The organism is Bradyrhizobium sp. HKCCYLRH3073, assembly GCF_051167995.1.
Taxonomy (GTDB): domain Bacteria; phylum Pseudomonadota; class Alphaproteobacteria; order Rhizobiales; family Xanthobacteraceae; genus Bradyrhizobium.
Genome location: NZ_JBNPUD010000005.1, coordinates 314,287 through 337,798 on the forward strand (window position 1 = coordinate 314,287; position 23,512 = coordinate 337,798).

Consider the following 23,512-nt stretch of genomic DNA (forward strand, 5'->3'; position numbering starts at 1 on the left):
CTTCTCTTTGTTTGATGTGAGCACCGTATGCCTGCAAGCCTCGCATCCCCCGGCGCAATCGAATGGGAATCAGTTCTGATGTTCACCGTTTTGCCGTTGGCGTTACGCTCGGGGTCGATCGGCACGGCCCGCGCGCTGCGGCGGGACGGTAGTCCCGCGGCGATCGTCAAAGCGCGCCGCCGTTGGCGATCGTGATGATGGTGAAGCCGCTGGTCGGGAATCCGAGCGCTTGGCATGCGCCCCACGACACCGCAACGATCATGCTGTTGCCGGTTGAATTCACGAACGCATTCAGACTTTTTTGCTTGTTTGTGAGAGTTCCGCCGCTGCCGATCGCCATCTTGAAGAATCGAATGAGTAGTTGTTCGACGTCGACTGTCGTTGAATCGATGTAGACCGTTGGATCTTTAAGGGAATAGATGGGATCTGCGACCCTGCAGGTTTCCATCGTGTTCATCTGCAGCGCGCTGGCGAAAGCATATTGTGGAGTTCCCGGAGCGAATTGGCCGGGCAAGAGGAGGTTGGCGAGGCGGCCATCGTTCGTTTGGGCGTTGTAGGTGATGCCGGCCTCGACCTTGAAGACTGGCAGTGGCGGCGACGGAGGTTGCGGCGTGTTGAAGGCGTAGGCGACACCCCAGAACGCGCCGACGCCCCTGAGATTGTTGGTGCTCAGTCCGAACTCGTTCACGGTGAGCATACGACCATCGAAGCGGTCCGCCAGATTGCCGGCTTTCCCGATGTATCTGTTGTTGGTGGGAACGTTGACGATCACGTAGAGGCCGCCTTGGGTTCCCATGCCTTGGGGCAGCGCGCCAGGGAGGCCGGCACCCGGCGAGGCGAGGGTGTCCAGGCCACCGGTGCTGGCGAGATCGAAGATGATGCAGCACATCGGATTGGATCCTTCCGCGTGATAGGCGGTGCCGGAGGCGGTGTTCTTACGACCGCTTCGGGAGTATCGCTGACACAGCAGGTCGGATCACCCGCAGCCGCAGCGAGGTGGTTTGCGTGGCGTCAGGCGGAAGCCGCCGTCTTCTGTGGCTGGCTCGCCGCCAGCGCGGCGCTGATCGAGCGTTCGGCGGCGATGACGCTCTGCTCGGCCGCCTGCTGGGCCTCGGCGATGATGGCGCGGCCGGTGGCGGCCATCGCCGCGAGCTGACGATCGGTGAAGTTGGTGGCCTGGCGCGTGGCGACGATCGAGGCCGCGACGGCCTGCTCGGCCGTCTCGACCGTGGGCGGCGCGTAGTCCGCGGGCGGCTGCAGCGGTTCGACCTGCGCCCGGCGTGACAGCATGGCGGCCTGCGCCGCGGCCATCTTGCGCTCCATCGAGGCCGCCGTGCGACCAACCGCTTCGTTGAACGCCTGCTGGGCCGCGGCGATCGCGCGGGAGGCCTCCAGCAGGCGATGCTCGATCTGGTGGATGGAGTGCGAGGAGAGGGGACTGGCGACCTGCTCGTCCACCTCGATCACAGCCTCGTCCATCTCGCCCAGATGCTCCTCGATCGACACGACCTCGTCGGTGGCGCTCTCGATCAGCTCGGCTTCGACTTCGGTATCGCGCGCCGACTGAGCCGCCGACTGCTCCTCGATCTGCTCGATGAATGCTTCAGGCAACATCGGGCTGGCATAGGGATTGTCGAGCAGGATGTCGGGCTCGTTCTCCGGCGGAGAGGTCTGGGACGGGGGCTGCTCGCTCATGATGCCTGCCTCATGGGGTGTCGGACTCAACTCTTTTCGGCGGGCGGCGCGATCCGCCTGAATTGGCGCAAGGTGATGTCGCCGTCGGCGCCGAGGTAGAGCTCGGCGTAGAGATTGCCGGATTGCGTCGGCAGGATGCAGGAGCGTCCGTCCTGGCTGATCCGGCCGGTCTTCGGATGATTGGCCGAGAGGAACGACTGCGCGTTGGCGAGATACAGCGTGACGACCTGCTGGGCCGCCGCGCCGGTCTCCTGCGTGAATGTCGTGCTCTCGATGATGCGGCAGACGCCCTCCGACAGCCGGGCGAAACCGAGCCGCCGTCCCTGCCGCAGCCAGTTGTTGACGGCCGCGGCGACCTCGTGCGGGGGCACCAGGCCCCGCACCTGCGGACAGTCGAGCGCGCCGAACATCATCGGCAGCAGCGTCTGAACCGCGCCATTGGCCTGGGACAGGCGTTGCTCGGCAGAGCTGGCGGCGGTCTTCAGCTTGGCCGTCAGCGCCATGTAGATGCGGTAGTAGTCGCAGAACTCCTCGGGCGTGCGGGCCTGCTGCACGGCGAAGGCGGCCGCGTCGTTGCGGATGTCGGGCTCGCCGTCCTGCGGCTGCGGCAGCGCAATCAGCTCCCACAGCGCGATCGTCTCGTTGAGGCCAAGACACTGGAACAGCGGCGACGTGGCCACGCCAAACTGCGAGAGCAGGGCCGGGACCGCTGCGAGATCTGACTGCGCATGGATGCCGTGGGCGTTGAGGATGCTCTCGGTCTGGCTCGCCGTCGCGGCGTCTTGCGCGCCGGTCTCTGCCTTGGCAATCGCGCGCAGGTCACCGAGATTGAAGGTCAGGAGCTTGACCGGGCTGACCTGCAGGCCCAGACCGGGCAGCAGCGCCAGCGGCGAGCCGTGCAGCCCGTCCTGGATTTCGGCCATCATGCTGGTTTCGTCGGGGAAGCTGTAGCTCGCCGTCGGCGCCCGCACCGCCCATTCGAGCCACTGCACGCCGCCGTCGATGAACGCCAGAACCACCGCGCCGATCTCGGAGAGGCCGCCACGGCCTTGGATCAGCCTGTTTGCGACCGTCACCGACATGACACATTACCCCGACGGGAAGTTCTTGAGGATCGTGGAAGCGGCCGCGCCGATCTGGGCAAAGTCGTCGGTCGCCGATTTCATCATGCTCTGCGCCGTCACCAGCGCTTCGGCGTATTTCGGCTCGCCGGTCGCCAGCAACTGCGCCATGGCGACGCCGGAGGCCGTGGTCGCGATGGTCGAGACGTTGCGCAGCGCATCGGCCGCGTCCTGGATGGCGATGGCCGCCGATTGCGCCACCGACTGATAGGCCTTGCCGGCGCCGCTGGTGAGTACGACCTGCGGCGCCATGGTCGCCTTCTGGACCTGGTTGATCACGTCGATGATCTGGGCGTCGACATTGCTGGGCATCTGCGTATCCTCAACCGATCCGAAGGCTGCGGCCGGTGCTGGTTGCGGCGCCCCGGATCATGGCGGTCTCGTCGTCGGGTCTTCGGCTCAGGATCTGGTCAGGTCTTCAGAGGAGCGGGCGGGGTGCCGCCGGCCTCGGTGATCAGCTTGTTGAGGTCGCTCTCCGCGGTCTGCGCCAGGCCATTCGCGGTCGCGGCCTGGGCCTTCAGCGTGTCGATCGCGCTCGCCGCATCCGCATAGGCGGTCGCGATCGAGCTGCTCGGGGGTGGCGGCGTCGAGGGCGTCGTGCCGCCGGCGTCGGTGACGATCTGGTTGAGATCTGCCTGCGCGGTCTGCGCCAGGCTGGAGGCCGAGCTGGCCTGCAGTTTCAGCGCGGTCACCGCGCTTTCCGCTTCGGCAAAGGCGGCGGCGACGGCTGCGCTCGGCGACGGATTGGGCGGCGGTCCGGGGAGCGGATCGACGGCGGGCGGCGGGGGCTTCGGCGCGGGCGGCGGTGCAATGGGAAGCGGCACCGACAGCATCTTGGCACACGCCGCGGTCACTGCCGCCGAGCCGATCACGCTCGCGCCCTGCTGCCGCCCGATCGCATTGTGCATGGCCATGCCGAGCGTCTCGACCATCACGGCGTCGAGCAGTCCGAAAGCCTGCGACGGAGACTGACCGGTCAGAAGCGTGACCACGCCGGTCGTCGAGTCGATGATCTGGCCGTTGACCGTACCCGGATCGCTCATGTCACGAACTCCCTTGCGCAATGATCATCGCCAGGACCTGCGCGAGCGCCGCGCCGGCCAGGACCTGGCCACGTTGCTGATTGGCCGCGGCGTTCGCCATGGCGAGCCCGAGGCTGTCGGCCATCGCCACATAGGTCATGCCCATGGCGACCGATGGGGCGAGCCCGACATTGACGACGTTGCCGTCGACCACGGCCGTCAACGATGCGGAGGCGGCTGGCACGACGAACGGCTCCCTTGGCCGGACGCAAGCCTGCGGCTAGCCGGGTGGCACCGTCGGTGGACGGACCGCTACACCAGGCCGAGCACCTTTTCGGTGGCGATGCCGGTCGTGCCGGTATCGAGGGTCAGCAGGGTGGAGATGCCCTGCGTGGTCGAGGCCTGCATCGTCACGTAGGACTGCTGCTGGTTGTTGGTCGCGTTGTGGGCCGCGTTGGACAGCGCCTGGCTGGTGGCGATGAACAGGTTGCCCATCGCGACGGCCGGCGCGTCGCCGAGCACCTTGGTGTTCACCTGGCTGATGGAGTCCGTGATCTGACTGTTGACGGCGGTGGGGAATGCCATGATGTCTCTCCTTTGCGAGTGCTGTTGGCGTGGGGTCGTCTTTCGATCAGCCGGGCATCACGCGCGGATGGTGCCTAGCTCTTCAGGATGGTCGACGTCGCCAGTCCGGTCGACGCCGTGTCGAGTGAGTAGAGCAGCGCGACGCCTGCCGTCGTCGCTGCCTGCGCAGTGACGTACATCTGTTGCTGCGCCAGGGTGGCGTTGTGCGCTGCATTCGCCAGCGCCTGCGCCGTCGCCTGATACAGGTTGCCCATTGCGATCGCAGGTGCCGTACCGAGGACCTGGACGTTGCTCTGGGTCACGGAGTCCGTGATCTGACTGTTGACTGCCGTGGGAAATGCCATCTCACCAGCTCCCTGGGATCATGAGGCGAGGGCCAAGATCGGGGAGTGTCCCGATCCCGCGCTCGGGCCTGGTCAGGACGACAGGATGTCCTTGGTGGCGACGCCGGTGGAGGCGGTGTCGAGCGAGTAGAGCGTGGCGACGCCCATGGTCGTTGCCGCCTGCGCGGTCACATAGCTCTGCTGCTGCGAATTGGTGGCATTGTGCGCAGCGTTCGCGAGCGCCTGCGCGGTTGCCTGGAACAGGTTGCCCATCGCGATCGCCGGCGCGTCGCCGAGCACCTTGGTGTTCGCCTGGGTGACGGAATCAGTGATCTGATTGTTGACTGAGGTCGGAAATGCCATGGCTCGATCCTTTCAGGTGGAGGTCATTTCAGCAGGTGGGTGGTCGAACGGGACGTGCGCGTCAGCTCGTCAGGCCCTTGACGCCGGTGTTGAGGATGTCGGCCGTCGCGACGCCGGTGGTGGCGGTGTCGAGCGAGTAGAGCGTGGCGACGCCCATGGTGGTGGCGGCCTGCGTGGTCACGTAGCTCTGCTGCTGCGCATTGGTCGCGTTGTGAGCCGCATTGGCGAGCGCCTGCGCCGTGGCCTGATAGAGGTTGCCCATCGCAATCGCGGGCGCATCTCCGAGCACCTTGGTATTCGCCTGGGTGACGGAATCGGTGATCTGGTCGTTGACCGACGTCGGGAAAGCCATCTCGTCATTCTCCCTCGTTTGAGCCGACATCCACCGCGTGACGCAGTCGTGCGTCGTTTGGCGTGGCACCGGCGTCCGGCGTGTGTTGAAGATGCCAACCGGCGTTGCAGCAACCTAAGGAAGATCGGGACGCTCGCGATAGTCGAAAGGGATGGAACTCAGGGACGAATCCCGGCGAAAATAACCGGATGACTTCATCGGTTCTGCCGCAATTCAGCGATTTTTCCGCACGCCTGCTGCGGTGATCGCGACTGGCATCCCCCGCTGCGGGCAGGGCGATCGCGTATGGAGGGAGCGTGAGACCGGCGCGCGGCAACGTCGCCGTGCGAACGGATCCTCTGCCATCTGCGCAAACGAAAGCCCGGCCGTTCGGGCCGGGCTTGATCAGGCAAAAGCGACGGCGATGCGCCGAAGACGACGGTTCTACGCCGCGGTCCTCGCCTTGCCGTCCTGGATTGCGCGCCAGAGCTTCTCGGTGGTCAGCGGCATATCGAGATGCTTCACGCCGTAGTCGGACAGTGCGTCGATCACCGCGTTGATCACGGATGCCATCGAGCCGGCGCAGCCGGCTTCGCCGCAGCCCTTGGTGCCCAACGGGTTGGACTTCGCCGGCACCGGATGGTTGTCGACCGTCATCATCGGCACGTCGGAGGCGCGCGGCAGCGCGTAGTCCATCAGCGATCCCGTGATCGGCTGGCCGCTCTCGTCGTAACGCAGGTGCTCCATCAGCGCCTGGCCGATGCCCTGCGCGACGCCGCCATGGAGCTGGCCGGCGACGATCATCGGGTTGATCACCGTGCCGAAGTCGTTGATCGCGGTGTAGGCGACGATCCGCGCGACGCCGGTGTCGGGCTCGATCTCGACCTCGCAGACATGGCAGCCGTTCGGAAACGTCGACTCGGTCGCGGTCGAATTGTGGTCGACGTCGAGCGAGGCCGGCACGCCCTCGGGCATCTTGCCCTCGCGCATGCGCCGCGCCAGCTCCATGATGTCGATGCTGCGGTCGGTGCCGGCGATGGTGAACTGGCCGCCCGCGAACTCGATATCGGCTTCCGAGGCCTCGAGCAGATGCGCCGCCGCCTGCTTGCCCTTGGCGATGACGAGCTGCGAGGACTCGACGATCGCCTGGCCGGTCGCGGTGATCGAGCGCGAGCCGCCGGTGCCGTTGCCGAAGCGAACGAGGTCGGAATCGCTCTGCTCCAGCCGGATCTTCTCGAAGGGCACGCCGAGCTGCGCCGACAGCACCTGCGAGAACGGGGTCGCGTGACCCTGGCCGTAATCGAGCGTGCCGGTGGTCAGCGTCACGCCGCCATCGGCGTCGAAGGTGATCTTGCCGAGCTCGCCCGACGGCGGCGCGGTCACCTCGAGATACGAGCCGACCGCGATGCCGCGCAGCTTGCCGTTCTTGCGGCTCTCGCGCTTGCGCCTGGCAAAGCCGGCGTAGTCCGAGACCTCCAGCGCCTTCTCGAACACCGCGGCGAAGTCGCCGGAATCATAGGTGACTCCGGACGCCGCCGGGAACGGCATCTGGCTCGGCTTGATGAAGTTGCGCTTGCGGATGGTGAGGCGGTCGATGCCCATCTCGCGCGCGGCGGTATCGATCAGCCGCTCCATGAAGTAGTTCGCCTCGGGCCGGCCGGCGCCGCGATAGGCGCCCATCAGGGTGACGTTGGTCAGCACCGTCTTGATGTCGACGCCGAGCAGCGGCGTCTTGTAGACGCTGGCGAGGTTCTTGCCGGTGTTGAGCGACAGCGGCAGCGGCGCCACGCCCATGATGTAGGCGCCGAGATTGCCGTAGCCGGACAGCCTGACAGCGAGGAACTTGCCGTCGGCGTCGAGCGCCAGCTCGCCATGGATGATCTGGTCGCGGCCCTGGCTGTCGGACAGGAAGGCGGTGGTACGCTCGTCGCGCCACTTCACCGGACGGCCCAGCGCCTTGGCCGCATGCAGGATGCAGACATATTCGGGATAGGAGACGTTCTTCATCCCGAAGGAGCCGCCGACATTGGTGGTGAGGATGCGGACCTTGTCCGGCGCGACGTTGAGGATCTTGGCGAGCGTTGCCTTGTTGCCGGAGACGCCCTGGGTCGGCACTTGCAAGGTGAAGCGCTCGGTCTTGCCGTCGAAGGCCGCCAGCGCAACGCGCGGCTCCATCGACACCACGGCGACGCGGGTGTTGACGATGTCGAGCTTGGTGACGTGCGCCGCCTTGGCGAAGGCCTCCTCGATCTTGGCGGTGTCGCCATAGTGGTAGTCGAGGGCGACGTTGTTCGGGATGTGGTCGTAGAGAAGCGGCGCGCCGGGCCTGGCGGCTTCCTCGGCATTGGTGACCGCGGGCAGGGGCTCGATATCGAGCTCGACCGCCTCGGCCGCATCGCGGGCCTGCGCGGCGGTTTCCGCCACGACGAAGGCGACGGGGTCGCCGACGAAGCGCACCTTGTCGGTCGCCAGCGCCGGGCGATTGGTCTGCAGCAGCGGTGAGCCGTCCCGGCCCTTCAGCGGCAGGCCGCAGGTGAACGGGCCATAGGCGGCCGCCGCGAGGTCGGCGCCGGTCCACACCCCGAGCACCCCCGGCATGGCCTTCGCGGCAGTGGTGTCGATGCCCTTGATGATGCCATGGGCATGGCTGGAGCGCACGATCCAGGCATGGGCCTGCCCGGGCAGGTTGAAATCGTCGGTATATTTGCCGTGGCCGCGCACCAGCGTGTCGTCCTCCTTGCGCCGGACCGGCTGCCCGACGCCGAATTTCTGCAGCGCGATCGCGTTTTCGAGGGAGGCCGGGGAGGTGTGATCTTGCATGAATGAGGACCCAACGGGCTGGATTGGTCGCAAATGCGGGCTGTTCCCAGATAGTGCAGCGCCCGCGGCCGGACAACGGTTGATTAGGAATGGTGCATCACGCCTGACGGAGGGGCTGTTGCGCCGGCGCTATCCACTGATAATGTCTAGGGAAAGAGAACTTCCATCTGGGCCGGTCCGGCCAGCGGAAAGACATTTGAATGATCAATGACACGCGGCTGCGGGAGAGTCCCACGCCGCGCGGGAACCTGGAGCCCGGCTTGCGTCCGGGTCTGGACGTCGCGACGCCTTCCTGCGCCAGCAATGGCAGCAGCGTCTACGCGGCCCTGGACCTCGGAACCAACAATTGCCGGCTCCTGATCGCCTGTCCTTCGGGCGACAGCTTCCGCGTGGTCGACTCGTTCTCGCGCATCGTCCGGCTGGGCGAGGGCATCTCGAGCACCGGCTGTATCAGCGATGCGGCGATGGATCGGGCCATCGCCGCCCTCAGCATCTGCCGGGACAAGATCCAATCCAAGAAGGCCAGCCGCCTGCGCCTGATCGCGACCGAGGCCTGCCGCGCCGCCACCAATGCCGACGGGTTCCGCAGCCGGGTGGTGGCCGAGACCGGCATCGAGCTCGAGGTGATCGACCGTGAGACCGAGGCGACGCTGGCCGTCAAGGGCTGCGCGCCGCTGCTCGATCCGGGCGGGCGCGGGGCCATCCTGTTCGATATCGGCGGCGGCTCCAGCGAGCTGGTCAGGATCGAGCGCGATCCGGCCGACCGCAACGCCGAGCCGCGCATCAAGGCCTGGATGTCGATCCCGCTCGGCGTCGTGACCTTGGCCGAACGCTTCGGCGGTCGCGACGTGACGCCGGAGATCTATGCCGCCATGGTCGAGGCCGTGGCCGAGCATGTCGGGCCGTTCGCGGCCGAGAATGGCCGCGACCTCTCCGGCATGCATCTGCTCGGCACCTCCGGCACCGTGACGACGCTCGGCGGCATTCATCTGAACCTCGCGCGCTACGATCGGCGCCGGGTCGACGGCATCTGGATCAACGATGCCGACATCACGACGACGATCGCCAAGCTGCTGGCGATGAGCTACCAGGAGCGCGCCGAGAACAACTGCATCAGCATCGACCGCGCCGACCTCGTGCTGGCGGGCTGCGCCATTCTCGACGCGATTCGCCTGGCGTTTCCGCTGCCGCGGCTGCGCGTCGCCGATCGCGGCCTGCGCGAGGGCATGCTGGTCGAGATGATGCGCGAGGACGGCGCGCTCAGGACGGCGTAGCAAGAATTGACGACGTCATTCCGGTGCGGTCGGACGAAAGCAGCGAAGCTGCTTTCGTTTGGCGCGAACCCGGAATCTCGCTCCGCAACTTCTGGATTCCGGGTCCCGCCCTGACGGGCGGTCCCGGAATGACCTCAGAGATCAAGATGGCAAAAGACACCACTGGCCGCATGCATGTGCAGGTCAAGACCGGGGGCAAGCGCAAGCTGTCCTCGAAACTCTGGCTGGAGCGCCAGCTCAACGATCCCTATGTCATGAAGGCCAAGCGCGACGGCTACCGCTCGCGCGCGGCCTACAAGCTGCTCGAGATCGACGACAAGTATCATTTGCTGAAGCCTGGCATGACGGTGGTCGATCTCGGCGCTGCGCCCGGCGGCTGGAGCCAGATCGCGGCGCGTCGGGTCGGGGCCGAAGCCGGGAAGGGCAAGGTGATCGCGATCGATCTGCTGGAGATGGGCGAGATCCCCGGCGTCACCTTCACCCAGCTCGACTTCCATGCCCAGGATGCCCCGGAAAAGCTCCGCGCGATGCTCGGCGGCCGTGCCGACGTGGTGATGTCGGACATGGCGGCCAACACCACCGGCCATCGCAAGACCGACCAGCTGCGCATCGTCGGTCTCGTCGAACTTGCCGCGCATTTCGCCAGCGAGGTGCTCAAGCCGGGCGGCAGCTTTCTCGCCAAGACGTTCCAGAGCGGCGCCGATGCCGACTTGATGGCGCAGCTCAAGCGCGATTACGCCAGCGTCCGCCACGTCAAGCCGGCCGCGAGCCGGCAGGATTCGTCGGAGCGCTACGTGCTGGCGATGGGTTTCCGCGGCGGAGAGCAGGCCGACCTGTTGTAATGGCGTCATTGCGAGCGGCCCGCGCCGGCGATACAGAGCAGATGCAACACGGTCTCGGGAATCGGCTTGGGCCGACGAGACCCCTTCCGGAGGTCCCCGAATGCGTGTCCTGACCTGCAGCGCTGTCGCGGTCGCTTTGATGGTGGGCTCGGCCATATCGGCGCCGGCTCATGCCCAGGCCTACGATCCGCGCTATCCCGTGTGCATGAAGGTCTATGAAGGCGGCCGGTTTGGCGGTGGCGAGTGGATCGACTGCAGCTACACGTCGCTGCCGCAATGCCGCGCGACGGCGTCCGGCCGGGCCGCGATGTGCGACCTCAATCCGTTCTACGCCCCGCCGTCGCCTCCGCCGCGCCGCGCGCATCGGCGGCATCGCTGAAACATTTCATGACGCTGCGGCCGTTGCCGTGCCGCAATCGGACTGAAGATTCGCGACCTCCTCTCCATCGGGCTGCCGCCATGCCGCATCGTTTCATCGTCTCGATCGTGATGCTCCTGCTGCTGTTGCCCGCGATCGCGACCGCCGCGCCGTCGCACAAGCGCAAGGCGCACCGCTGGCAGGGCTATGGCTTCCTGCCCGGCTATAAGCAGCCGCCCAACAACAGCCTGCCGCTCTATGCGGACAAGGAAGCGATGCGCAACGGCCCGCCGCGCGGCAGCCGCCGCCACTGGTACATCGACGGCACCCCGAAATACATGCTCTACAACGGCGAGTGGCATTATTTCGGCCAGCCCGGCTTCTATCGCGGCCATTATAATGGCGGCAGCTTCGGCCCGTGCTGGACGCGGACGCCGGTGGGAATGGTCTGGACTTGCGGCTGAGCCCTCCAGGCCACTGAGCGGCAAAGTGCCTCGCGTAAAGGGGGTGCGCCATCCTGTCGCAGGGTAGCGCCTTGAATGCCCCCTTTGGGCCTGTAAGCTTTTGCTGTGTCTCGAGAATCCAAGAGCTGATCTGACCGGTCCGTGCGCAGTCGATCGTGCAGCCGTGCGCGTCTTGGTGCCGCATGATCGGGGTTGAGACGCGGATAGAGAAACGTGAGCCGCCGGGGCGGCCGTGGAGGGGTCCTTGAAGTCATTCTGTGCGCGCCTGTCCGGCGCAGCTGTTGCGTTGACATTCCTGGCCGGTGCACCGGTCTCTGCCCAGCAATTGGAGCTGAAGGTGATGGCGCCGGCCGCGCCCGGCGGCGGCTGGGACCAGACCGCGCGGGCCATGCAGCAGGCCTTCGTGGCGTCGGGCGTGGCGCGCAGCGTCCAGGTGACCAACGTCGCCGGCGCCGGCGGCACCGTCGGCATCGCGCAGTTCGTCACCGGCGCCAAGGGCGACGGCAACCAGCTGATGGTGAACGGCTTCGTGATGGTCGGCGCGCTCGCCATGAACAAGTCGCCGGTGACGCTGGAGCAGGTGACGCCGATCGCGCGGCTGACCGAGGAGATCCAGGTCATCGTCGTGCCGGCCAACTCGCCGATCAAGACGGCGCAGGACCTCGCCGCGGCGCTGAAGGCCGATATCGCCAAGGTCACCTTCGCCGGCGGCTCGGCCGGCGGCGTCGATCACGTGATGGCGGCGCTGTTCGCCGGCGCCGTCGGCGCCGACGCCAAGAAGGTCAACTACATCCCGTTCTCGGGCGGCGGCGAGTCGCTGGCGGCGATCCTCGGCGGCAAGGTCACGGCGGGCATCTCCGGCCTGTCGGAGTATGACGGGCAGATCAAGAGCGGCAAGCTGCGCGCGATCGGCGTGTCCTCGGAGAAGCGCATTCCCGGGGTCGACATCCCGACCTTCAAGGAGCAGGGCATCGACCTCGTGCTCGCGAATTGGCGCTCGGTGGTCGCGCCGCCCGGCATCACGCCGGAGCAGAAGAAGGTGCTCAGCGACGCCGTCGAGAAGATGGTGAAGTCGGATGCCTGGAAGGAGATCCTGAAGCAGAAGGGCTGGGACGACGCCTATCTTCCGGGGGATGCGTTCGCCGACTTCCTGAAAAAGGAGAACGTCCGTGTCACCGACGTGTTGAAGTCGGTCGGCCTCGTCAAATCATGACGACGGAGCGCGCCGGCGCCGAGACACCCGCCTCGGGAGGCGTCGACAAGGCCGGCATCGTCATTGCGGCGCTGCTCGCGGCCGTTGCGCTCGTGCTGGTCTACGACGCCAATCAGATCCCGGCGACCACGATGTACGGCATGGGCCCGCAGGTCATGCCGGTCGTGATCGCGATCGGGCTCGGCATTCTTGCGCTGGCCAATCTGATCGATGCCGTCAGAGGCAAGCTGCCGCCGCGCGAGAGCTCCGATCCGGTTGCGGCGCTGCTGATCCTCGCCGGCCTTGCGCTCTTGATCGCGATCATCGGCTTCGGTGGCGGCTTCATCCTGGCGACGACGACGCTGTTCGTGACGACGTCGGCCGCGTTCGGCCGGCGCGCCTTCGTCACCGATCTCGTCATCGGCACCGTGCTGACGACCGTGATCTATCTCGCCTTCGACCGTCTCCTCACCCTGAGCCTTCCCGCCGGTCCGCTCGAAAGACTGCTCTGATGGACACCTTTGCCGCGCTCGCGCATGGGATGGCGATCGCCGTCCAGCCCATGAACCTGCTCTATGCGCTGGTCGGCGTGTTCCTCGGCACCGCCGTCGGGGTGCTGCCGGGCATCGGGCCGGCGCTCACGGTCGCCCTGCTGCTGCCGGTCACCTACAAGCTCGATCCCGGCGGTTCGCTGATCATGTTCGCCGGCATCTATTATGGCGGCATGTATGGCGGATCGACCACCGCGATCCTGATCAACACGCCAGGCGAGAGCGCCTCGATGGCGACCGCGCTCGAGGGCAACAAGATGGCCAAGTCCGGCCGCGGCGGCCCGGCGCTGGCGACCTCGGCGATCGGCTCCTTCGTCGCCGGCACCATCGCCACCATCGGTCTCGCCTTCCTGTCGCCTTACCTCGTCGACATCGCCGTGCGCTTCGGTCCGGAGGACTACTTCGCGCTGATGTGCGTCGCCTTCGTCACGGTGTCCGCGACCTTCGGCGATTCACCGATCCGTGGCCTCACCAGCCTGTTCATCGGGCTGACGCTCGGTCTCATCGGCATCGACAAGCTGACGGGGCAGGCGCGGCTCGCCTTCGGCGTGCCGGAACTGCTCGACGGTGTCGAGGTGACGACGTTGGCGGTCGGCCTGTTCGCAGTCGGCGAGGCGCTCTACGTCGCCTCGCGCCGTCACCATAGCGAGGAGAAGATCGAGGCCATCAAGGGCTCGCTGTGGATGACGCGCGAGGACTGGAAGCGGTCGTGGAAGCCGTGGCTGCGCGGCACGCTGTTCGGCTTTCCGATCGGCGCGCTGCCGGCGGGCGGCGCCGAGATTCCAACCTTCCTGTCCTATTCGGCCGAGCGGCGGCTGACCAAATATCCCGATCAGTTCGGCAAGGGCGCGATCGAAGGCGTCGCCGGCCCTGAGGCCGCCAACAACGCCTCTGCCGCGGGCACCTTGGTGCCGCTGCTGACCCTCGGCCTGCCCACCTCGGCGACCGCCGCGATGATGCTCGCCGGCTTCCAGCAATATGGCCTCAATCCGGGACCGCTGCTGTTTGCCGAGCGGCCCGATCTGGTCTGGGGCCTGATCGCGAGCCTGTTCATCGCCAACACGATGCTGCTCGTGCTCAACCTGCCGCTGGTCGGGCTGTGGGTGAAGCTGCTCGCGATCCCGACACCCTGGCTCTATGCTGGCATCCTCGTGTTCGCGACCATGGGCACGATCGCGGCAAAGCCGTCGGTCGTGGAACTGTCGATGCTGGCCGGCTTCGGCGTGCTCGGATTCCTGATGCGCCGGTTCGATTTCCCGATTGCGCCGGTCGTGGTCGGGCTGATCCTCGGACCGATCGCTGAGAGCCAGTTGCGGCGGGCGCTCGCGATCAGCCTCGGCGATCCCATGACCCTGCTGCAGTCGCCGATCTCTGCAACTCTTCTGGTCATCGCGCTGATCGCGCTGATCGCGCCGTTCATCTTGAAGGGACTCGGGCGCTTCAAGGCGAATGAGGATTGAGTGCGGCCCGCAAGCGGAAACCGCGCCATCGCAGTGCAACATAACGTGACCGGAGGGGAGCGCGGAGATCGGGCGCGGCGTGAAACGATGTGCCCGCGATCCGGTTTGGGTTGAGCCATCGAGACCGGAGCCTGGAACTCCGGATCAGCCGAGGAAGCGTCTTTCGGGGCGTGTCACCCCAAACCGAAAGAGACCCGATGACCGATCGCTTCGATGACGGTTTCAAGCCAGCCCCCGCGCAACGTCCCGCCGCTCCAAAGACCGCAACCCAGCCGCCGCGCCATCCCGTGATCCTCAGGGTGTCGGCGCTCGGTGTGGCCGGCATCCTTTCGGCGTTGATGCTGACCGCGGTGGTGCCGCCGATCGTGGCCGACCAGTCCGATCGCGCCGTGGTCGATGCGCCGGTGATGCTGCTGACGTCCCCGATCGCGGGCCAGGTCGATTCGCTCACGGCCAAGCCGGGTGGCGAGGTTCGGTCTGGCGACCGCCTCGCAGAGATCACCAATCCGCGGCTCGACCGCACCACGCTCATCTCGCTGGAAGAAAAGGCGGGCGACGCGCGTCAGAAGCTCGACGCCACGCGTGCCAAGCATCAGTCTGATGTCGCTTATGTCAGCTCGCTCGATCAGGAGATCGCGAGCCAGGCCGGTCAGTTGAAGGCGCAGCTGCAGTCCCAGATCGAGGAGCTGCGTGCCCGCGTCGCGCAGTCGAACGCGCAGAGCAGCGAGAAGAAGGCCATCGTCGACCGCCAGAACCGCATGGTCGCGCGCGATGCCGCCAGCGTCGAGATGCTGAAGCCGACCGAGCAGCAATATGCGGCGGCGCTGCACGACACCGATGCGCAGACTGCCAAGCTGAACCAGAAGCTGACGCAGCTGAAGGCGCTCGACGCCGGCGTCTATGTCGGCGAGGATCTGGTCGCGCTGAACATGCTCAGTCAGAAGCGCCGTGACATCGATCTCGATGCAAGGCGGATGGAGATCGAGGAGAAGCAGCAGGCGGCCGTGCTCGACGATCTCGAGGGATTGATCAAGTCGGAGCGCGCGCGGCTGGCGCGGCTCGCTGCCGCGGACGTGCTCTCGCCCGGTCCCGGCAAGGTGCTGGCGGTGGGCGCCGACACCGGACGCCACGTCAGCGCCGGCGATACGATCGCCTCGGTGGTCGATTGCGACAAACGCTTCGTGGTCGCGATCTTCTCCTATCGCCAGGGCGAAGCGATGAAGCCGGGCACCAAGGTGCGCATCGATGGCGGCGGGTTCCATAGCGGCATCGTCAGCGCCGTGCTGCCGAAGACGAGCGACAAGGTCGACGAGCGCTTTGCCGTGCCATTTCCACAGACCGAGCGGCGCGAACTCTATGTCATGATCACGCCTGACGCTGCCGACGAGAAGCCGGCAGCGCAGCCGACCTCCGCGGCGACGCCGGCCTGCACGGTGGGGCAGTGGGTCACCGTGACGCGCGACAATGGCATCGTGCCGTCGATGTCGGTGACATGGCGCCGGCTCGGCCACCTCGTTGCGTCGCTGACCGATCTGGACCCGTCTGAGCCGGACGAAGCGACGCGCCGTGCCGGCGTCAGCAAGCTCGACTCCGCCTTGCGGTCGCACCCGGCGCAGCAGCCGGTCTTCGACGAGCAGTGGCTGCCGACAGCGCGCGCGGTCTCGGCACAATGAGGCTTCTCTCCATGGCGATGGCGGTGATCGCTCTGCTCGGCGGCGCATCGCCGATGCGCGCCGAGACGTCGTCGCTCTGTGCGGGACTGATGCAGGCCGTCGAGCCTGGCCTCGCCGGCCGTGACGCGGCGTTCATCCGCAGCTACGAGCCGGGTGCCGACGAGGAGGGGCTGCCGCTCGGCCTTTCGACGACGGCGTTCACCTATGACAACGCCCTGGCCGCCATCGCGCTGGTCGCATGCGGTCGCATCGACGAGGGCCGCGTGATCGGCAACGCGCTGGTGCATGCCGGCGCTCATGATCGCAGCTTCGGCGATGGCCGCCTGCGCAACGCTTATCGCGCCGGTCCTGTCAGCCCCGGCGCGGCGCTTCTGCCGGGCTGGTGGGACGACCACAAGAGGATCTGGGGCGAGGACGCCGCGCAGGACGGCACCGCGACCGGCAACGTTGCCTGGGCAGCGTTGGCGCTGCTGACGCTGCATCAGGCGACCGGTGAGGAGGACTACTTGTCCGGCGCGCGGCGCCTGATGGACTGGATCATGGCCCACGCAACGAACGGCGCGGACGGCTTTAGCGGCGGTTATCACGGTTACGATCCGCAGCAGGTGCGCCTCAGCTGGATGTCGACCGAGCACAATGCCGATGTCTACGCCGTGGCCTCCTGGCTCTCTCGTATCACATCGGAGCCGCGCTATCGGGATGCCGCGCAGACGGCGCGCCGGCTGCTCGATCGCACGTTCCGCGGCGATCACTTCCTGCTCGGCACCAAGCCCGACGGCCACCTCGCCGACGGCAATCTGCTCGCGCTCGACGTCCAGCTCTGGCCGTGGATGGCGGTGACGGATGCGCCCGACTGGCGCAGGGCGCTGCGCTTTGCCGAAACTCATCTCGCCGTCGACGGCGGCTTCGACTTCAACGGCGATCGCGACGGCGTCTGGGTCGAGGGCACCGCGCAGGCGGCGCTGGCCTATCGCATGGTCGGGGACGCCGCTGCCAGCCAGCGGCTGCTTGCAGGATTGCGTGCCGACCGCACGGCAACGGGACTGCTGAACGCGACGCGCAACGCGCGCCTTACCACGGGGCTGTCGATCGATCCGACGGGCGCGACCACCATTCAGGACTTCTTCTACTACAAGCGTCCGCATCTCGGTGCCACTGCCTGGGCCGTGCTCGCCGAGACCGGCTGGAATCCTTTCACTGGCGCAAGGGTGCCCTGATGTTTCCGCTCCCCAGCAATGACGCCTCGGTGTTGACCACCGATCTCGGAGTCCTGCTCGGGCTCCTCGTGATGGCTCGCCTGCTCGATCCGACGCGCCGGCGCGACCGCCTGCTGTTCGGCGCTACCGCAGCGTCGTTCCTCCTGATCTACACGCTATGGCGCTGGCACGACACGCTGCCGGTGTTCGACCTGACCCTGCAGGCGCTGTGGCCGCGGCTGTTCATCACGCTCGAGATCGTGGCGATCTCCTACACGCTGATGTCGATCCTGATTCTGACCCGCAGCGTCGACCGCTCGGGACAGGCCGACGCCGCGCAGCGCGCGCTGGCGGCACGGGGCGAGCAGCCGGCCGTGGACGTCTTCATCTGCACCTATGACGAGCCCATGGAGATTGTCGAGCGCTCGATCCTGGCCGCGCTCGCGCTCGACCATCCCAACAAGACCGTCTGGGTGCTCGACGACACCCGGCGTGATCGGCTCCGCGCGTTCTGCGACGAGGTCGGCGCGCGCCATCTGACGCGGCCCGACAACAAGGGCGCCAAGGCCGGCAATCTCAACAACGCGCTTGCGGCGACGGCGCAGCTGTCGAACGCGCCGGTGATCCTGGTGCTCGATGCCGACTTCGCCCCGCGCCGTGACTTTCTCCAGCGCACGGTCGGCCTGCTGCTGTCCGAGCCCGATATCGCCGTCGTGCAGACGCCGCAATTCTACTACAACCCCGATCCGATCCAGCACAATCTGCTGTCATCAGGCCATTGGGTCGACGACCAGCGCTTCTTCTTCGACGTGTTCCAGCCGGCCAAGGATGCCTGGGGCTGCGCGTTCTGTGTCGGCACCTCCTTCGTCGTCCGCCGCGAGCGGCTCATGGAGATCGGCGGCTTCCCGCATGCGGCGATCTCCGAGGATCTCAACCTCACCTACACGCTGCTCAAGCGCGGCCATCGCACGGTCTGGCTGAACGAGCCGCTCAGCTTCGGCCTCTCGGCGGAAGGCGTGCCCGAATACATCACCCAGCGCGCCCGCTGGTGCCTCGGCACGATCCAGGTCGCGCTCTTGCGCGATGGCCCGCTGCGCAGCCGCGGCTACAGCTTCACCCAGCGCTGGCACTTCCTGCATGGCGTGCTCAACTGGGCCTGCAAGCCGTTCATGGTGCTGCTTCTGATCGCGCCGCCGATCTACTGGTTCGCCGGGCTGCCGGCGTTCGAGGCCGACTATCTGTCGTTCCTGCGCTACGGCGTGCCGGCGCTGCTCGGGACGATCATCTACATGGGCTGGATCTCGCGTTCCAAGACCCTGCCGCTGTTCATGGAAGCGACCCATGCAGTGACCTGCTTTGCCGTCACTGCCACCTTGCTCAGCGCGCTGGTCCGGCCGTTCGGCCGTCCCTTCAAGGTGACCGACAAGGGCGGCGACCGCTCCAAGCCGCGCGTCCACGGCAAGCTCGCCGCGATTTTCGGCGCGATCGCCGCGAGCTCGGCGGCGGCCATCGTCTGGGCGTTCGTGTCGCCGAATGCAGCCAGCGAGATCTCGTCGATCGACTACTTCAATCTGTTATGGGCCGGCATCGCGATGCTGATCGCCTTCATCGCGTTTCTCGTCTGCTTCGAGCTGCCGCGCGGCGAGGACCTGTTTCCGAGCGACGAGGCGGGCTGGATGGCGCAGAACGGCGAGGTCGTGCCGTGCAAGATCGAGGCGCTGTCTCTGTCGTCGGCACGCGTGGCCCGGTCGCGCGGCCGCGCAACGATGCGGCCAGGGGCGCTGCTGCCGGTGCATCTCGATGGCCTCGGATGGATCGAGGCCTTGGTGAGCGATGTTTCCAGGACGACGATGCACCTCCGCATGCACCCGACCGAAGCGCAGCGGCGCCAGTTGGTCGTCCGCCTGTTCAGCTCCTCTTGCGGCGTCATCACCGGCCGCGCCCGCCTGCGCGGCGCCCTCGCAGGGTTGGCGCGCCGCGGCTTTGTGGGGCGTTGATGCGGACCTGCTGCGTAGTTCGCGTAGCCCGGGCGAGCGCAGCGACCCCGGGTTCTCCGGCACAGCTCGTGTGAACCCGCATGTCGCTCCGCTCATGCGGGCTACGAGATGCTACGGGCGGCTACCGACATTCCGGATCCAGCGGTAGGGTGGGCAAAGCAGCCGCCGCAGGCGGCAGCGTACCCACCGGCTCGGCGGGATGGCGAGCGTCTCCACCTCGTGCCTGGCTTCGCTCGCGATCCCCGGCGGAGGTGCAGCCATCCGGCAGAGGCTTATCGGTTGGTTAAGACTAACGCGAGAATACCCCCGATGTCCTTGCAGGCGCCGACGGCGTTGCAAAGCCGGCTGCGATATGACTTGGGGCGCGCTGACTTCGCAGCATCGCGGACTGGACGCGGGCTGCGCGACAGAAGCAGGACATGTCGGGCATGGACGCTGGAACGCAGAGGGCAACGGCTGACACCGCGCGCACGGCGTGGATCGATTTCGCGCGTGGCCTTGGCGTCATCCTGGTGGTGTACGGTCATGTGCTTGGCGGTCTCGTGCGCCCGGGCATCTTCCCGGATGGAGCCGTCGCGCGCTGGATGGACTACACGCTCTATACGTTCCACATGCCGCTGTTCTTCTTCCTGGCCGGCTTGAACGTGCAGCACAGCTTGCGGCGCGGCGCGCGTTCCTTCCTCACCTCCAAGCTCTGGACCATCGCCTATCCCTACGTGCTGTGGTCGTTGATCCAAGGCGGGATCACGATGCTGCTGGCGCGGGATGCCAACATCCCGATCCATCCCGGAGATCTCGCCGCGATATGGTATCGTCCGATCGCACAGTTCTGGTTCCTCTACGCGCTGATGATCTGCCATGTGTTCGCGGTGCTGGTTCCGTCGCGGACGGTTTTGATCACGCTCGCGCTGGCCGGGCTCGGCGTGTTCCTCGCGCTGCCGATCCGGCCTGACCTCGCACTCACCCTGCATCATCTGCCGTTCTACGTTGCGGGCATCTACGGCACCCGCGTGGTGGCGGAATGGCGGCCGTTCGGCTGGTCCTCTCCGGTCGTGATCGGGATTGCGTTTGCGGCCGCAGTGGCGCTGGGCGGCCAGCTGTCCGGCATGGACGCCAACGGGCTCGCCTCCCTGCCGGCCTGTGTGCTCGGGATCGCCGGCACGGTCGGGCTCTGCAAGCTGCTCGCGCCAACGCGCCATCGCTGGCTTGCGGCCGCGGGCGTCGCGTCGATGACGATCTATGTGCTGCACATCCTTGCCGGCTCGGGCGTGCGGATCATCATGCTGAAGCTGCACATCCCGCCATTGCCATGGGTCTACCTGCTGGCCGGAACGGTGGCCGGCGTGGTGCTTCCTCTGATCGCGCATGCCATCCTGCGGCGGCTCAATCTGCTGGCCGTCTTCGGGCTCGCACCACTGGCCTCCCGCAAGCCGCAGACTGCGGCGATCACGCCGCGCGTTGCAACGTCCGATCAGGCGCCGGCCTGATGCTGCCGCGCGGCAACGGTGCGCCGTGCTGCGCCGGCCGACTGGTCGAGCGGACAGGCCATGGCGACGAGCATCCAGAACAGCGCCGAGACCTCACCGGACGAGATGCTGGTCAGCGGCAGCTGAACCAAGAGCGCACTGATGGCGAGCGCCCCGAGCACGGCGCCCTCGCGCGTCGGCATCCGCCACGCGGCTCCGGTGGCGGCGAGCCCGACCCAGACATAGGCCGCGAGGCAGATCAGTCCGACCGGAATGCCCATCGTCACCCAGCTTGCGATGATCTGCCCGTCGATCGGCATCGCGCCCGCGACGCCGACGTCGGTGATGGTGAAGCCCGATCCCAGGACCATGCTGTTCGGCGCATTCCACAGCGTGACGAACTCATCCAGCCGCTCGCTGCCGCTGCTGTCCTGCGACACGCTGCCGAGCGATTCCAGACGGGAGGTGATGACCTCCGCGAACGGCGTGAACATGACGGTGACGATCACCGCGCCGACCAGTCCGACCGTGATCGATACGGCGCGACGCCGCGTCGCGGGGAGCAGCATGCAGAACAGCACGCCCACCGCGAGCGTGATCCAGCTGGTACGATAGAGCGACAGCAACAGGCCGAGTGCTGCGGGCGCCATCGCCGCCATCGACAGCCATCCCGGGCGCAGGAAGCCCACCAGCAGCAGGCCGGTGGCCGTGAAGGTCGCGTAGCTGGCGGGGCCGTTCATCGTGCTGAACACGCGGACCATGTAGGGCAGCGGATAGCCGGCCGAGGTGATGCTGGCATTCACCATCCAGAACCGATCCCAGCCTTGCGGATCGACATATTGCCAGATGCCGTAAAGGCCGGTGACCGGCAGCACCAGCAGGAAGACACGCGTGATTGCATCGAGCAGGGCGCCGTCGGATCGCGCCCGCTGCTGCAGGGCGATCGCATAGAGCACGGGCGCGGCCCATTTCATTCCGCCATTGGCGGCGTTGAACCAGTCGTTCTGGAATATCGACAGCGCGCCGCCATAAACGATGCAGGCGAGGACGATGAAGGGCGCCACGAGCCATGGATTGCCCGGCCTGTCCTTGTCCGAGGGCGAGAGCACCAGACTTGGAACTGGCGCGATGATGAACAGCAGCGGGCCGCTCAGCATGATGCCGGACGAATCGAATCCCGCGGAGATGTCGACCAGGCGGCGCACGAAGGGAGCGAAGGCGAACATCAGGATCGCCGACTGCACGTGGGCCGCGGGGCTGCGACGCCACGCGAACCAGCCGGCGACCGCGCAGCCGAGCACGAAGGCCGGCCTGACGATACCGCCGAGTGCGGGCACGGCCAGCGCCGTTGCTGCCAGGAGAAGCGCGGACGGCCAACAGTTCATCGCCATCGCCGCGAGCGGCTGCGGGTCGATTCGGCTCTCTTTCATGAAGTCGGACTATAATGGAAAACCAGGGCTCCCGACGCACGTTCGAACGAGACCGTGCCGGCGCGCATGGCTGGGAAAGCCGCATGGCCGGGAAAGTCAGAGGCCCGGCGCCTGGGGCGGCCGTCAACCGAGGCGACGAAAGAAATGATCCGAGCATGATGCGACGCGTAATCGTGGCCACTCTTGTCGCCGCGTGGTTGGCCGTCTCGTTGACTGCGACGGCAGGAGCCGCGGAGGTGCTGCCGGCACGCGACGTCTGCCAGCCGACCACCTCGGCCAAATCGCGCGACGGCAATTGCGTTCCCTGCGCCGTCGGACCCGTCTCGACCGCGCCAGGCTTCCTGGCACTGCTGGAGCAGGTGCGCACGCGGCGCGCCGCCTTTGCCGACATCGACCGTCGCATCGATGGCGCCAGCGGAGATCCGGAGGTGCAGACCCTGCTGCAGGGACGCAACCTGGCCCGTGCGCTGTACGGTTCTGACGCGGATTTCATCGCGGGCGGCAGCGCCTCGCGCTGTCTCCTGCCGGACAACGAGGCGGTGCGCGCCAGGGCGACGCCGATTGCCTGCGACGCCATTCCGCGCGAGGGGCTGGTGGTGCTTCTGACCGCGGGCCAATCGAACATCTCCAACACCGGCGCGCCCGATCAGAGCGGCCGGCTCTATCAGCCGCACAACCGGTTCTACAATTTCGACCGCTTCGACGGCCGCTGCTACGTGGCGCGCAATCCGTTGCTGGGAACGCCGGGCGAGGGCGAGAACGTCGCCACGCGGCTGGGCGACGAATTGATCGATCGCGGGCTGGCGAAGACGATCCTGATCGCACCCGTTGCGATCGGCGGGACGTATATCGAGGAGTGGCGTGTCCGTGGCGGCAAGTATTTCGAGGTGCTGCTCGCGACCCTTGCCGGCCTGCGCGAGGCGGGTCTCGAGCCGAGCGCGGTGCTCTGGCATCAGGGCGAGTCCAACGCCTTCGCCTTCTCGACCAATGGCGCGGAGGACGGCACGCAATTGCAGGTCACCGCGAAGATGAAGGAGGCGGGACGGCTGTCCTACTTGCGGAACGATCTCGAGATCGTGGCCGGGCTCCGCGCGGCCGACGTGACCGCGCCGATCTTCGTTGCCGCGGCGACGCTCTGCGGCAGCGTTCCCGACGAGATCATCCGGTCGGCACAGGCCGCCGTGCCGAACCCTGCGATCGGCGTCTATCCGGGGCCGGACACCGACCAGATCGGCCTTCCGCTGCGCCACGACAGCTGCCACATGAGCCACGCCGGCACCGAGCAGCACGCGCGGATGTGGGCCGATCGCCTGGCCGAATTCTGGAGGTCCGGCGCGCGGAGACCTTGA

24 protein-coding genes are annotated in these 23,512 nt (G+C 67.0%); 12 read left to right on the forward strand and 12 right to left on the reverse strand.

The genetic code is table 11. From position 1 onward, the window contains the following. Nucleotides 1-166: 166 nt before the first annotated feature. The 11 genes from ACQR1X_RS15205 to ACQR1X_RS15255 form a co-directional block, all read right to left on the reverse strand. On the reverse strand, nucleotides 167-889 hold the full coding sequence (locus tag ACQR1X_RS15205) for a hypothetical protein (RefSeq protein WP_315805058.1): 723 nt from the start codon (nucleotides 887-889) through the stop codon (nucleotides 167-169). A 122-nt stretch (nucleotides 890-1,011) separates the two neighbouring features. After that, nucleotides 1,012-1,695, reverse strand: a complete 684-nt coding sequence (locus ACQR1X_RS15210; RefSeq protein WP_316182633.1) for a hypothetical protein — start codon at nucleotides 1,693-1,695, stop codon at nucleotides 1,012-1,014. Between the two features lie 26 nt (nucleotides 1,696-1,721). Next, entirely contained in the window at nucleotides 1,722-2,777 is a 1,056-nt protein-coding gene (locus ACQR1X_RS15215; protein ID WP_316216324.1) for a hypothetical protein, read from the reverse strand. 6 nt (nucleotides 2,778-2,783) lie between these two features. Next, nucleotides 2,784-3,128: a hypothetical protein gene (locus ACQR1X_RS15220; RefSeq protein ID WP_315805055.1), complete on the reverse strand. Its 345-nt coding sequence runs from the start codon at nucleotides 3,126-3,128 to the stop codon at nucleotides 2,784-2,786. Between the two features lie 98 nt (nucleotides 3,129-3,226). Next, nucleotides 3,227-3,859, reverse strand: coding sequence for a RebB family R body protein (locus tag ACQR1X_RS15225; RefSeq protein ID WP_434899124.1), 633 nt, complete (start codon nucleotides 3,857-3,859; stop codon nucleotides 3,227-3,229). Nucleotide 3,860: 1 nt separating this feature from the next. Then, nucleotides 3,861-4,082: a RebB family R body protein gene (locus tag ACQR1X_RS15230; protein ID WP_315805053.1), complete on the reverse strand. Its 222-nt coding sequence runs from the start codon at nucleotides 4,080-4,082 to the stop codon at nucleotides 3,861-3,863. A gap of 68 nt (nucleotides 4,083-4,150) precedes the next feature. Next, a complete protein-coding gene (locus tag ACQR1X_RS15235) occupies nucleotides 4,151-4,423 on the reverse strand; it encodes a RebB family R body protein (protein ID WP_172108192.1) in 273 nt (90 codons plus the stop codon). A 74-nt stretch (nucleotides 4,424-4,497) separates the two neighbouring features. Beyond that, nucleotides 4,498-4,767 carry a RebB family R body protein gene (locus ACQR1X_RS15240; protein WP_172108194.1) on the reverse strand — a complete coding sequence of 90 codons (270 nt, stop codon included), beginning with the start codon at nucleotides 4,765-4,767 and terminating at the stop codon, nucleotides 4,498-4,500. A 72-nt stretch (nucleotides 4,768-4,839) separates the two neighbouring features. Then, a complete protein-coding gene (locus ACQR1X_RS15245; RefSeq protein WP_315805052.1) occupies nucleotides 4,840-5,109 on the reverse strand; it encodes a RebB family R body protein in 270 nt (89 codons plus the stop codon). Between the two features lie 61 nt (nucleotides 5,110-5,170). After that, on the reverse strand, nucleotides 5,171-5,461 hold the full coding sequence (locus tag ACQR1X_RS15250; RefSeq protein ID WP_315805051.1) for a RebB family R body protein: 291 nt from the start codon (nucleotides 5,459-5,461) through the stop codon (nucleotides 5,171-5,173). 423 nt (nucleotides 5,462-5,884) lie between these two features. Beyond that, nucleotides 5,885-8,260: a xanthine dehydrogenase family protein molybdopterin-binding subunit gene (locus tag ACQR1X_RS15255; protein ID WP_434899125.1), complete on the reverse strand. Its 2,376-nt coding sequence runs from the start codon at nucleotides 8,258-8,260 to the stop codon at nucleotides 5,885-5,887. A gap of 200 nt (nucleotides 8,261-8,460) precedes the next feature. On the opposite strand from ACQR1X_RS15255, the gene ACQR1X_RS15260 reads away from it, so the two are divergent. The 11 genes from ACQR1X_RS15260 (at nucleotide 8,461) to ACQR1X_RS15310 (ending at nucleotide 20,754) form a co-directional block, all read left to right on the forward strand. After that, on the forward strand, nucleotides 8,461-9,534 hold the full coding sequence (locus tag ACQR1X_RS15260) for a Ppx/GppA phosphatase family protein (RefSeq protein ID WP_434899126.1): 1,074 nt from the start codon (nucleotides 8,461-8,463) through the stop codon (nucleotides 9,532-9,534). A gap of 146 nt (nucleotides 9,535-9,680) precedes the next feature. Further along, the gene (locus tag ACQR1X_RS15265) at nucleotides 9,681-10,376 is read left to right on the forward strand and encodes an RlmE family RNA methyltransferase (protein ID WP_316182643.1); all 696 of its coding nucleotides are present in this window, start codon (nucleotides 9,681-9,683) and stop codon (nucleotides 10,374-10,376) included. Between the two features lie 100 nt (nucleotides 10,377-10,476). After that, complete coding sequence (locus tag ACQR1X_RS15270) at nucleotides 10,477-10,755, forward strand: DUF3551 domain-containing protein (protein ID WP_434885940.1); 279 nt, start codon at nucleotides 10,477-10,479, stop codon at nucleotides 10,753-10,755. An 80-nt stretch (nucleotides 10,756-10,835) separates the two neighbouring features. Beyond that, complete coding sequence (locus ACQR1X_RS15275) at nucleotides 10,836-11,198, forward strand: hypothetical protein (RefSeq protein WP_316216328.1); 363 nt, start codon at nucleotides 10,836-10,838, stop codon at nucleotides 11,196-11,198. Between the two features lie 244 nt (nucleotides 11,199-11,442). Then, on the forward strand, nucleotides 11,443-12,411 hold the full coding sequence (locus ACQR1X_RS15280; RefSeq protein WP_315805046.1) for a Bug family tripartite tricarboxylate transporter substrate binding protein: 969 nt from the start codon (nucleotides 11,443-11,445) through the stop codon (nucleotides 12,409-12,411). Further along, entirely contained in the window at nucleotides 12,408-12,902 is a 495-nt protein-coding gene (locus ACQR1X_RS15285) for a tripartite tricarboxylate transporter TctB family protein (protein ID WP_434899127.1), read from the forward strand. Before ACQR1X_RS15280 ends, ACQR1X_RS15285 begins: the two co-directional genes overlap by 4 nt. Then, nucleotides 12,902-14,401: a tripartite tricarboxylate transporter permease gene (locus ACQR1X_RS15290; RefSeq protein WP_434899128.1), complete on the forward strand. Its 1,500-nt coding sequence runs from the start codon at nucleotides 12,902-12,904 to the stop codon at nucleotides 14,399-14,401. The genes ACQR1X_RS15285 and ACQR1X_RS15290 overlap by 1 nt, the downstream gene beginning before the upstream one ends. A gap of 197 nt (nucleotides 14,402-14,598) precedes the next feature. Continuing rightward, the gene (locus ACQR1X_RS15295) at nucleotides 14,599-16,074 is read left to right on the forward strand and encodes an HlyD family secretion protein (protein ID WP_434899129.1); all 1,476 of its coding nucleotides are present in this window, start codon (nucleotides 14,599-14,601) and stop codon (nucleotides 16,072-16,074) included. Beyond that, nucleotides 16,071-17,291 (forward strand): hypothetical protein, encoded by a 1,221-nt coding sequence (locus ACQR1X_RS15300; protein ID WP_434899130.1) that lies wholly within the window; start codon nucleotides 16,071-16,073, stop codon nucleotides 17,289-17,291. The genes ACQR1X_RS15295 and ACQR1X_RS15300 overlap by 4 nt, the downstream gene beginning before the upstream one ends. Then, a complete protein-coding gene (locus tag ACQR1X_RS15305) occupies nucleotides 17,291-19,267 on the forward strand; it encodes a glycosyltransferase family 2 protein (protein WP_434899131.1) in 1,977 nt (658 codons plus the stop codon). The genes ACQR1X_RS15300 and ACQR1X_RS15305 overlap by 1 nt, the downstream gene beginning before the upstream one ends. A 428-nt stretch (nucleotides 19,268-19,695) precedes the next feature. After that, nucleotides 19,696-20,754 (forward strand): acyltransferase family protein, encoded by a 1,059-nt coding sequence (locus tag ACQR1X_RS15310; protein ID WP_315805040.1) that lies wholly within the window; start codon nucleotides 19,696-19,698, stop codon nucleotides 20,752-20,754. On the opposite strand, the gene ACQR1X_RS15315 is transcribed toward ACQR1X_RS15310, so the two are convergent. Beyond that, on the reverse strand, nucleotides 20,739-22,163 hold the full coding sequence (locus tag ACQR1X_RS15315; protein ID WP_434899132.1) for an O-antigen ligase family protein: 1,425 nt from the start codon (nucleotides 22,161-22,163) through the stop codon (nucleotides 20,739-20,741). The genes ACQR1X_RS15310 and ACQR1X_RS15315 overlap by 16 nt on opposite strands. A 155-nt stretch (nucleotides 22,164-22,318) precedes the next feature. On the opposite strand from ACQR1X_RS15315, the gene ACQR1X_RS15320 reads away from it, so the two are divergent. Continuing rightward, nucleotides 22,319-23,512, forward strand: coding sequence for a sialate O-acetylesterase (locus ACQR1X_RS15320; protein ID WP_434899133.1), 1,194 nt, complete (start codon nucleotides 22,319-22,321; stop codon nucleotides 23,510-23,512).

Bases quoted from the DNA above. Each gene is read 5' to 3' on its own strand.
- ACQR1X_RS15260 (WP_434899126.1), top strand. From the start codon at position 8,461: ATGATCAATGACACGCGGCTGCGGGAGAGTCCCACGCCGCGCGGGAAC.
- ACQR1X_RS15285 (WP_434899127.1), top strand. From the start codon at position 12,408: ATGACGACGGAGCGCGCCGGCGCCGAGACACCCGCCTCGGGAGGCGTC.
- ACQR1X_RS15305 (WP_434899131.1), top strand. From the start codon at position 17,291: ATGTTTCCGCTCCCCAGCAATGACGCCTCGGTGTTGACCACCGATCTC.
- ACQR1X_RS15255 (WP_434899125.1), bottom strand. From the start codon at position 8,260: ATGCAAGATCACACCTCCCCGGCCTCCCTCGAAAACGCGATCGCGCTG.
- ACQR1X_RS15265 (WP_316182643.1), top strand. From the start codon at position 9,681: ATGGCAAAAGACACCACTGGCCGCATGCATGTGCAGGTCAAGACCGGG.
- ACQR1X_RS15215 (WP_316216324.1), bottom strand. From the start codon at position 2,777: ATGTCGGTGACGGTCGCAAACAGGCTGATCCAAGGCCGTGGCGGCCTC.
- ACQR1X_RS15275 (WP_316216328.1), top strand. From the start codon at position 10,836: ATGCCGCATCGTTTCATCGTCTCGATCGTGATGCTCCTGCTGCTGTTG.
- ACQR1X_RS15295 (WP_434899129.1), top strand. From the start codon at position 14,599: ATGACCGATCGCTTCGATGACGGTTTCAAGCCAGCCCCCGCGCAACGT.
- ACQR1X_RS15270 (WP_434885940.1), top strand. From the start codon at position 10,477: ATGCGTGTCCTGACCTGCAGCGCTGTCGCGGTCGCTTTGATGGTGGGC.
- ACQR1X_RS15320 (WP_434899133.1), top strand. From the start codon at position 22,319: ATGATGCGACGCGTAATCGTGGCCACTCTTGTCGCCGCGTGGTTGGCC.
- ACQR1X_RS15250 (WP_315805051.1), bottom strand. From the start codon at position 5,461: ATGGCTTTCCCGACGTCGGTCAACGACCAGATCACCGATTCCGTCACC.
- ACQR1X_RS15310 (WP_315805040.1), top strand. From the start codon at position 19,696: ATGGACGCTGGAACGCAGAGGGCAACGGCTGACACCGCGCGCACGGCG.
- ACQR1X_RS15210 (WP_316182633.1), bottom strand. From the start codon at position 1,695: ATGAGCGAGCAGCCCCCGTCCCAGACCTCTCCGCCGGAGAACGAGCCC.
- ACQR1X_RS15205 (WP_315805058.1), bottom strand. From the start codon at position 889: ATGTGCTGCATCATCTTCGATCTCGCCAGCACCGGTGGCCTGGACACC.
- ACQR1X_RS15235 (WP_172108192.1), bottom strand. From the start codon at position 4,423: ATGGCATTCCCCACCGCCGTCAACAGTCAGATCACGGACTCCATCAGC.
- ACQR1X_RS15290 (WP_434899128.1), top strand. From the start codon at position 12,902: ATGGACACCTTTGCCGCGCTCGCGCATGGGATGGCGATCGCCGTCCAG.
- ACQR1X_RS15245 (WP_315805052.1), bottom strand. From the start codon at position 5,109: ATGGCATTTCCGACCTCAGTCAACAATCAGATCACTGATTCCGTCACC.
- ACQR1X_RS15315 (WP_434899132.1), bottom strand. From the start codon at position 22,163: ATGAAAGAGAGCCGAATCGACCCGCAGCCGCTCGCGGCGATGGCGATG.
- ACQR1X_RS15240 (WP_172108194.1), bottom strand. From the start codon at position 4,767: ATGGCATTTCCCACGGCAGTCAACAGTCAGATCACGGACTCCGTGACC.
- ACQR1X_RS15225 (WP_434899124.1), bottom strand. From the start codon at position 3,859: ATGAGCGATCCGGGTACGGTCAACGGCCAGATCATCGACTCGACGACC.
- ACQR1X_RS15220 (WP_315805055.1), bottom strand. From the start codon at position 3,128: ATGCCCAGCAATGTCGACGCCCAGATCATCGACGTGATCAACCAGGTC.
- ACQR1X_RS15300 (WP_434899130.1), top strand. From the start codon at position 16,071: ATGAGGCTTCTCTCCATGGCGATGGCGGTGATCGCTCTGCTCGGCGGC.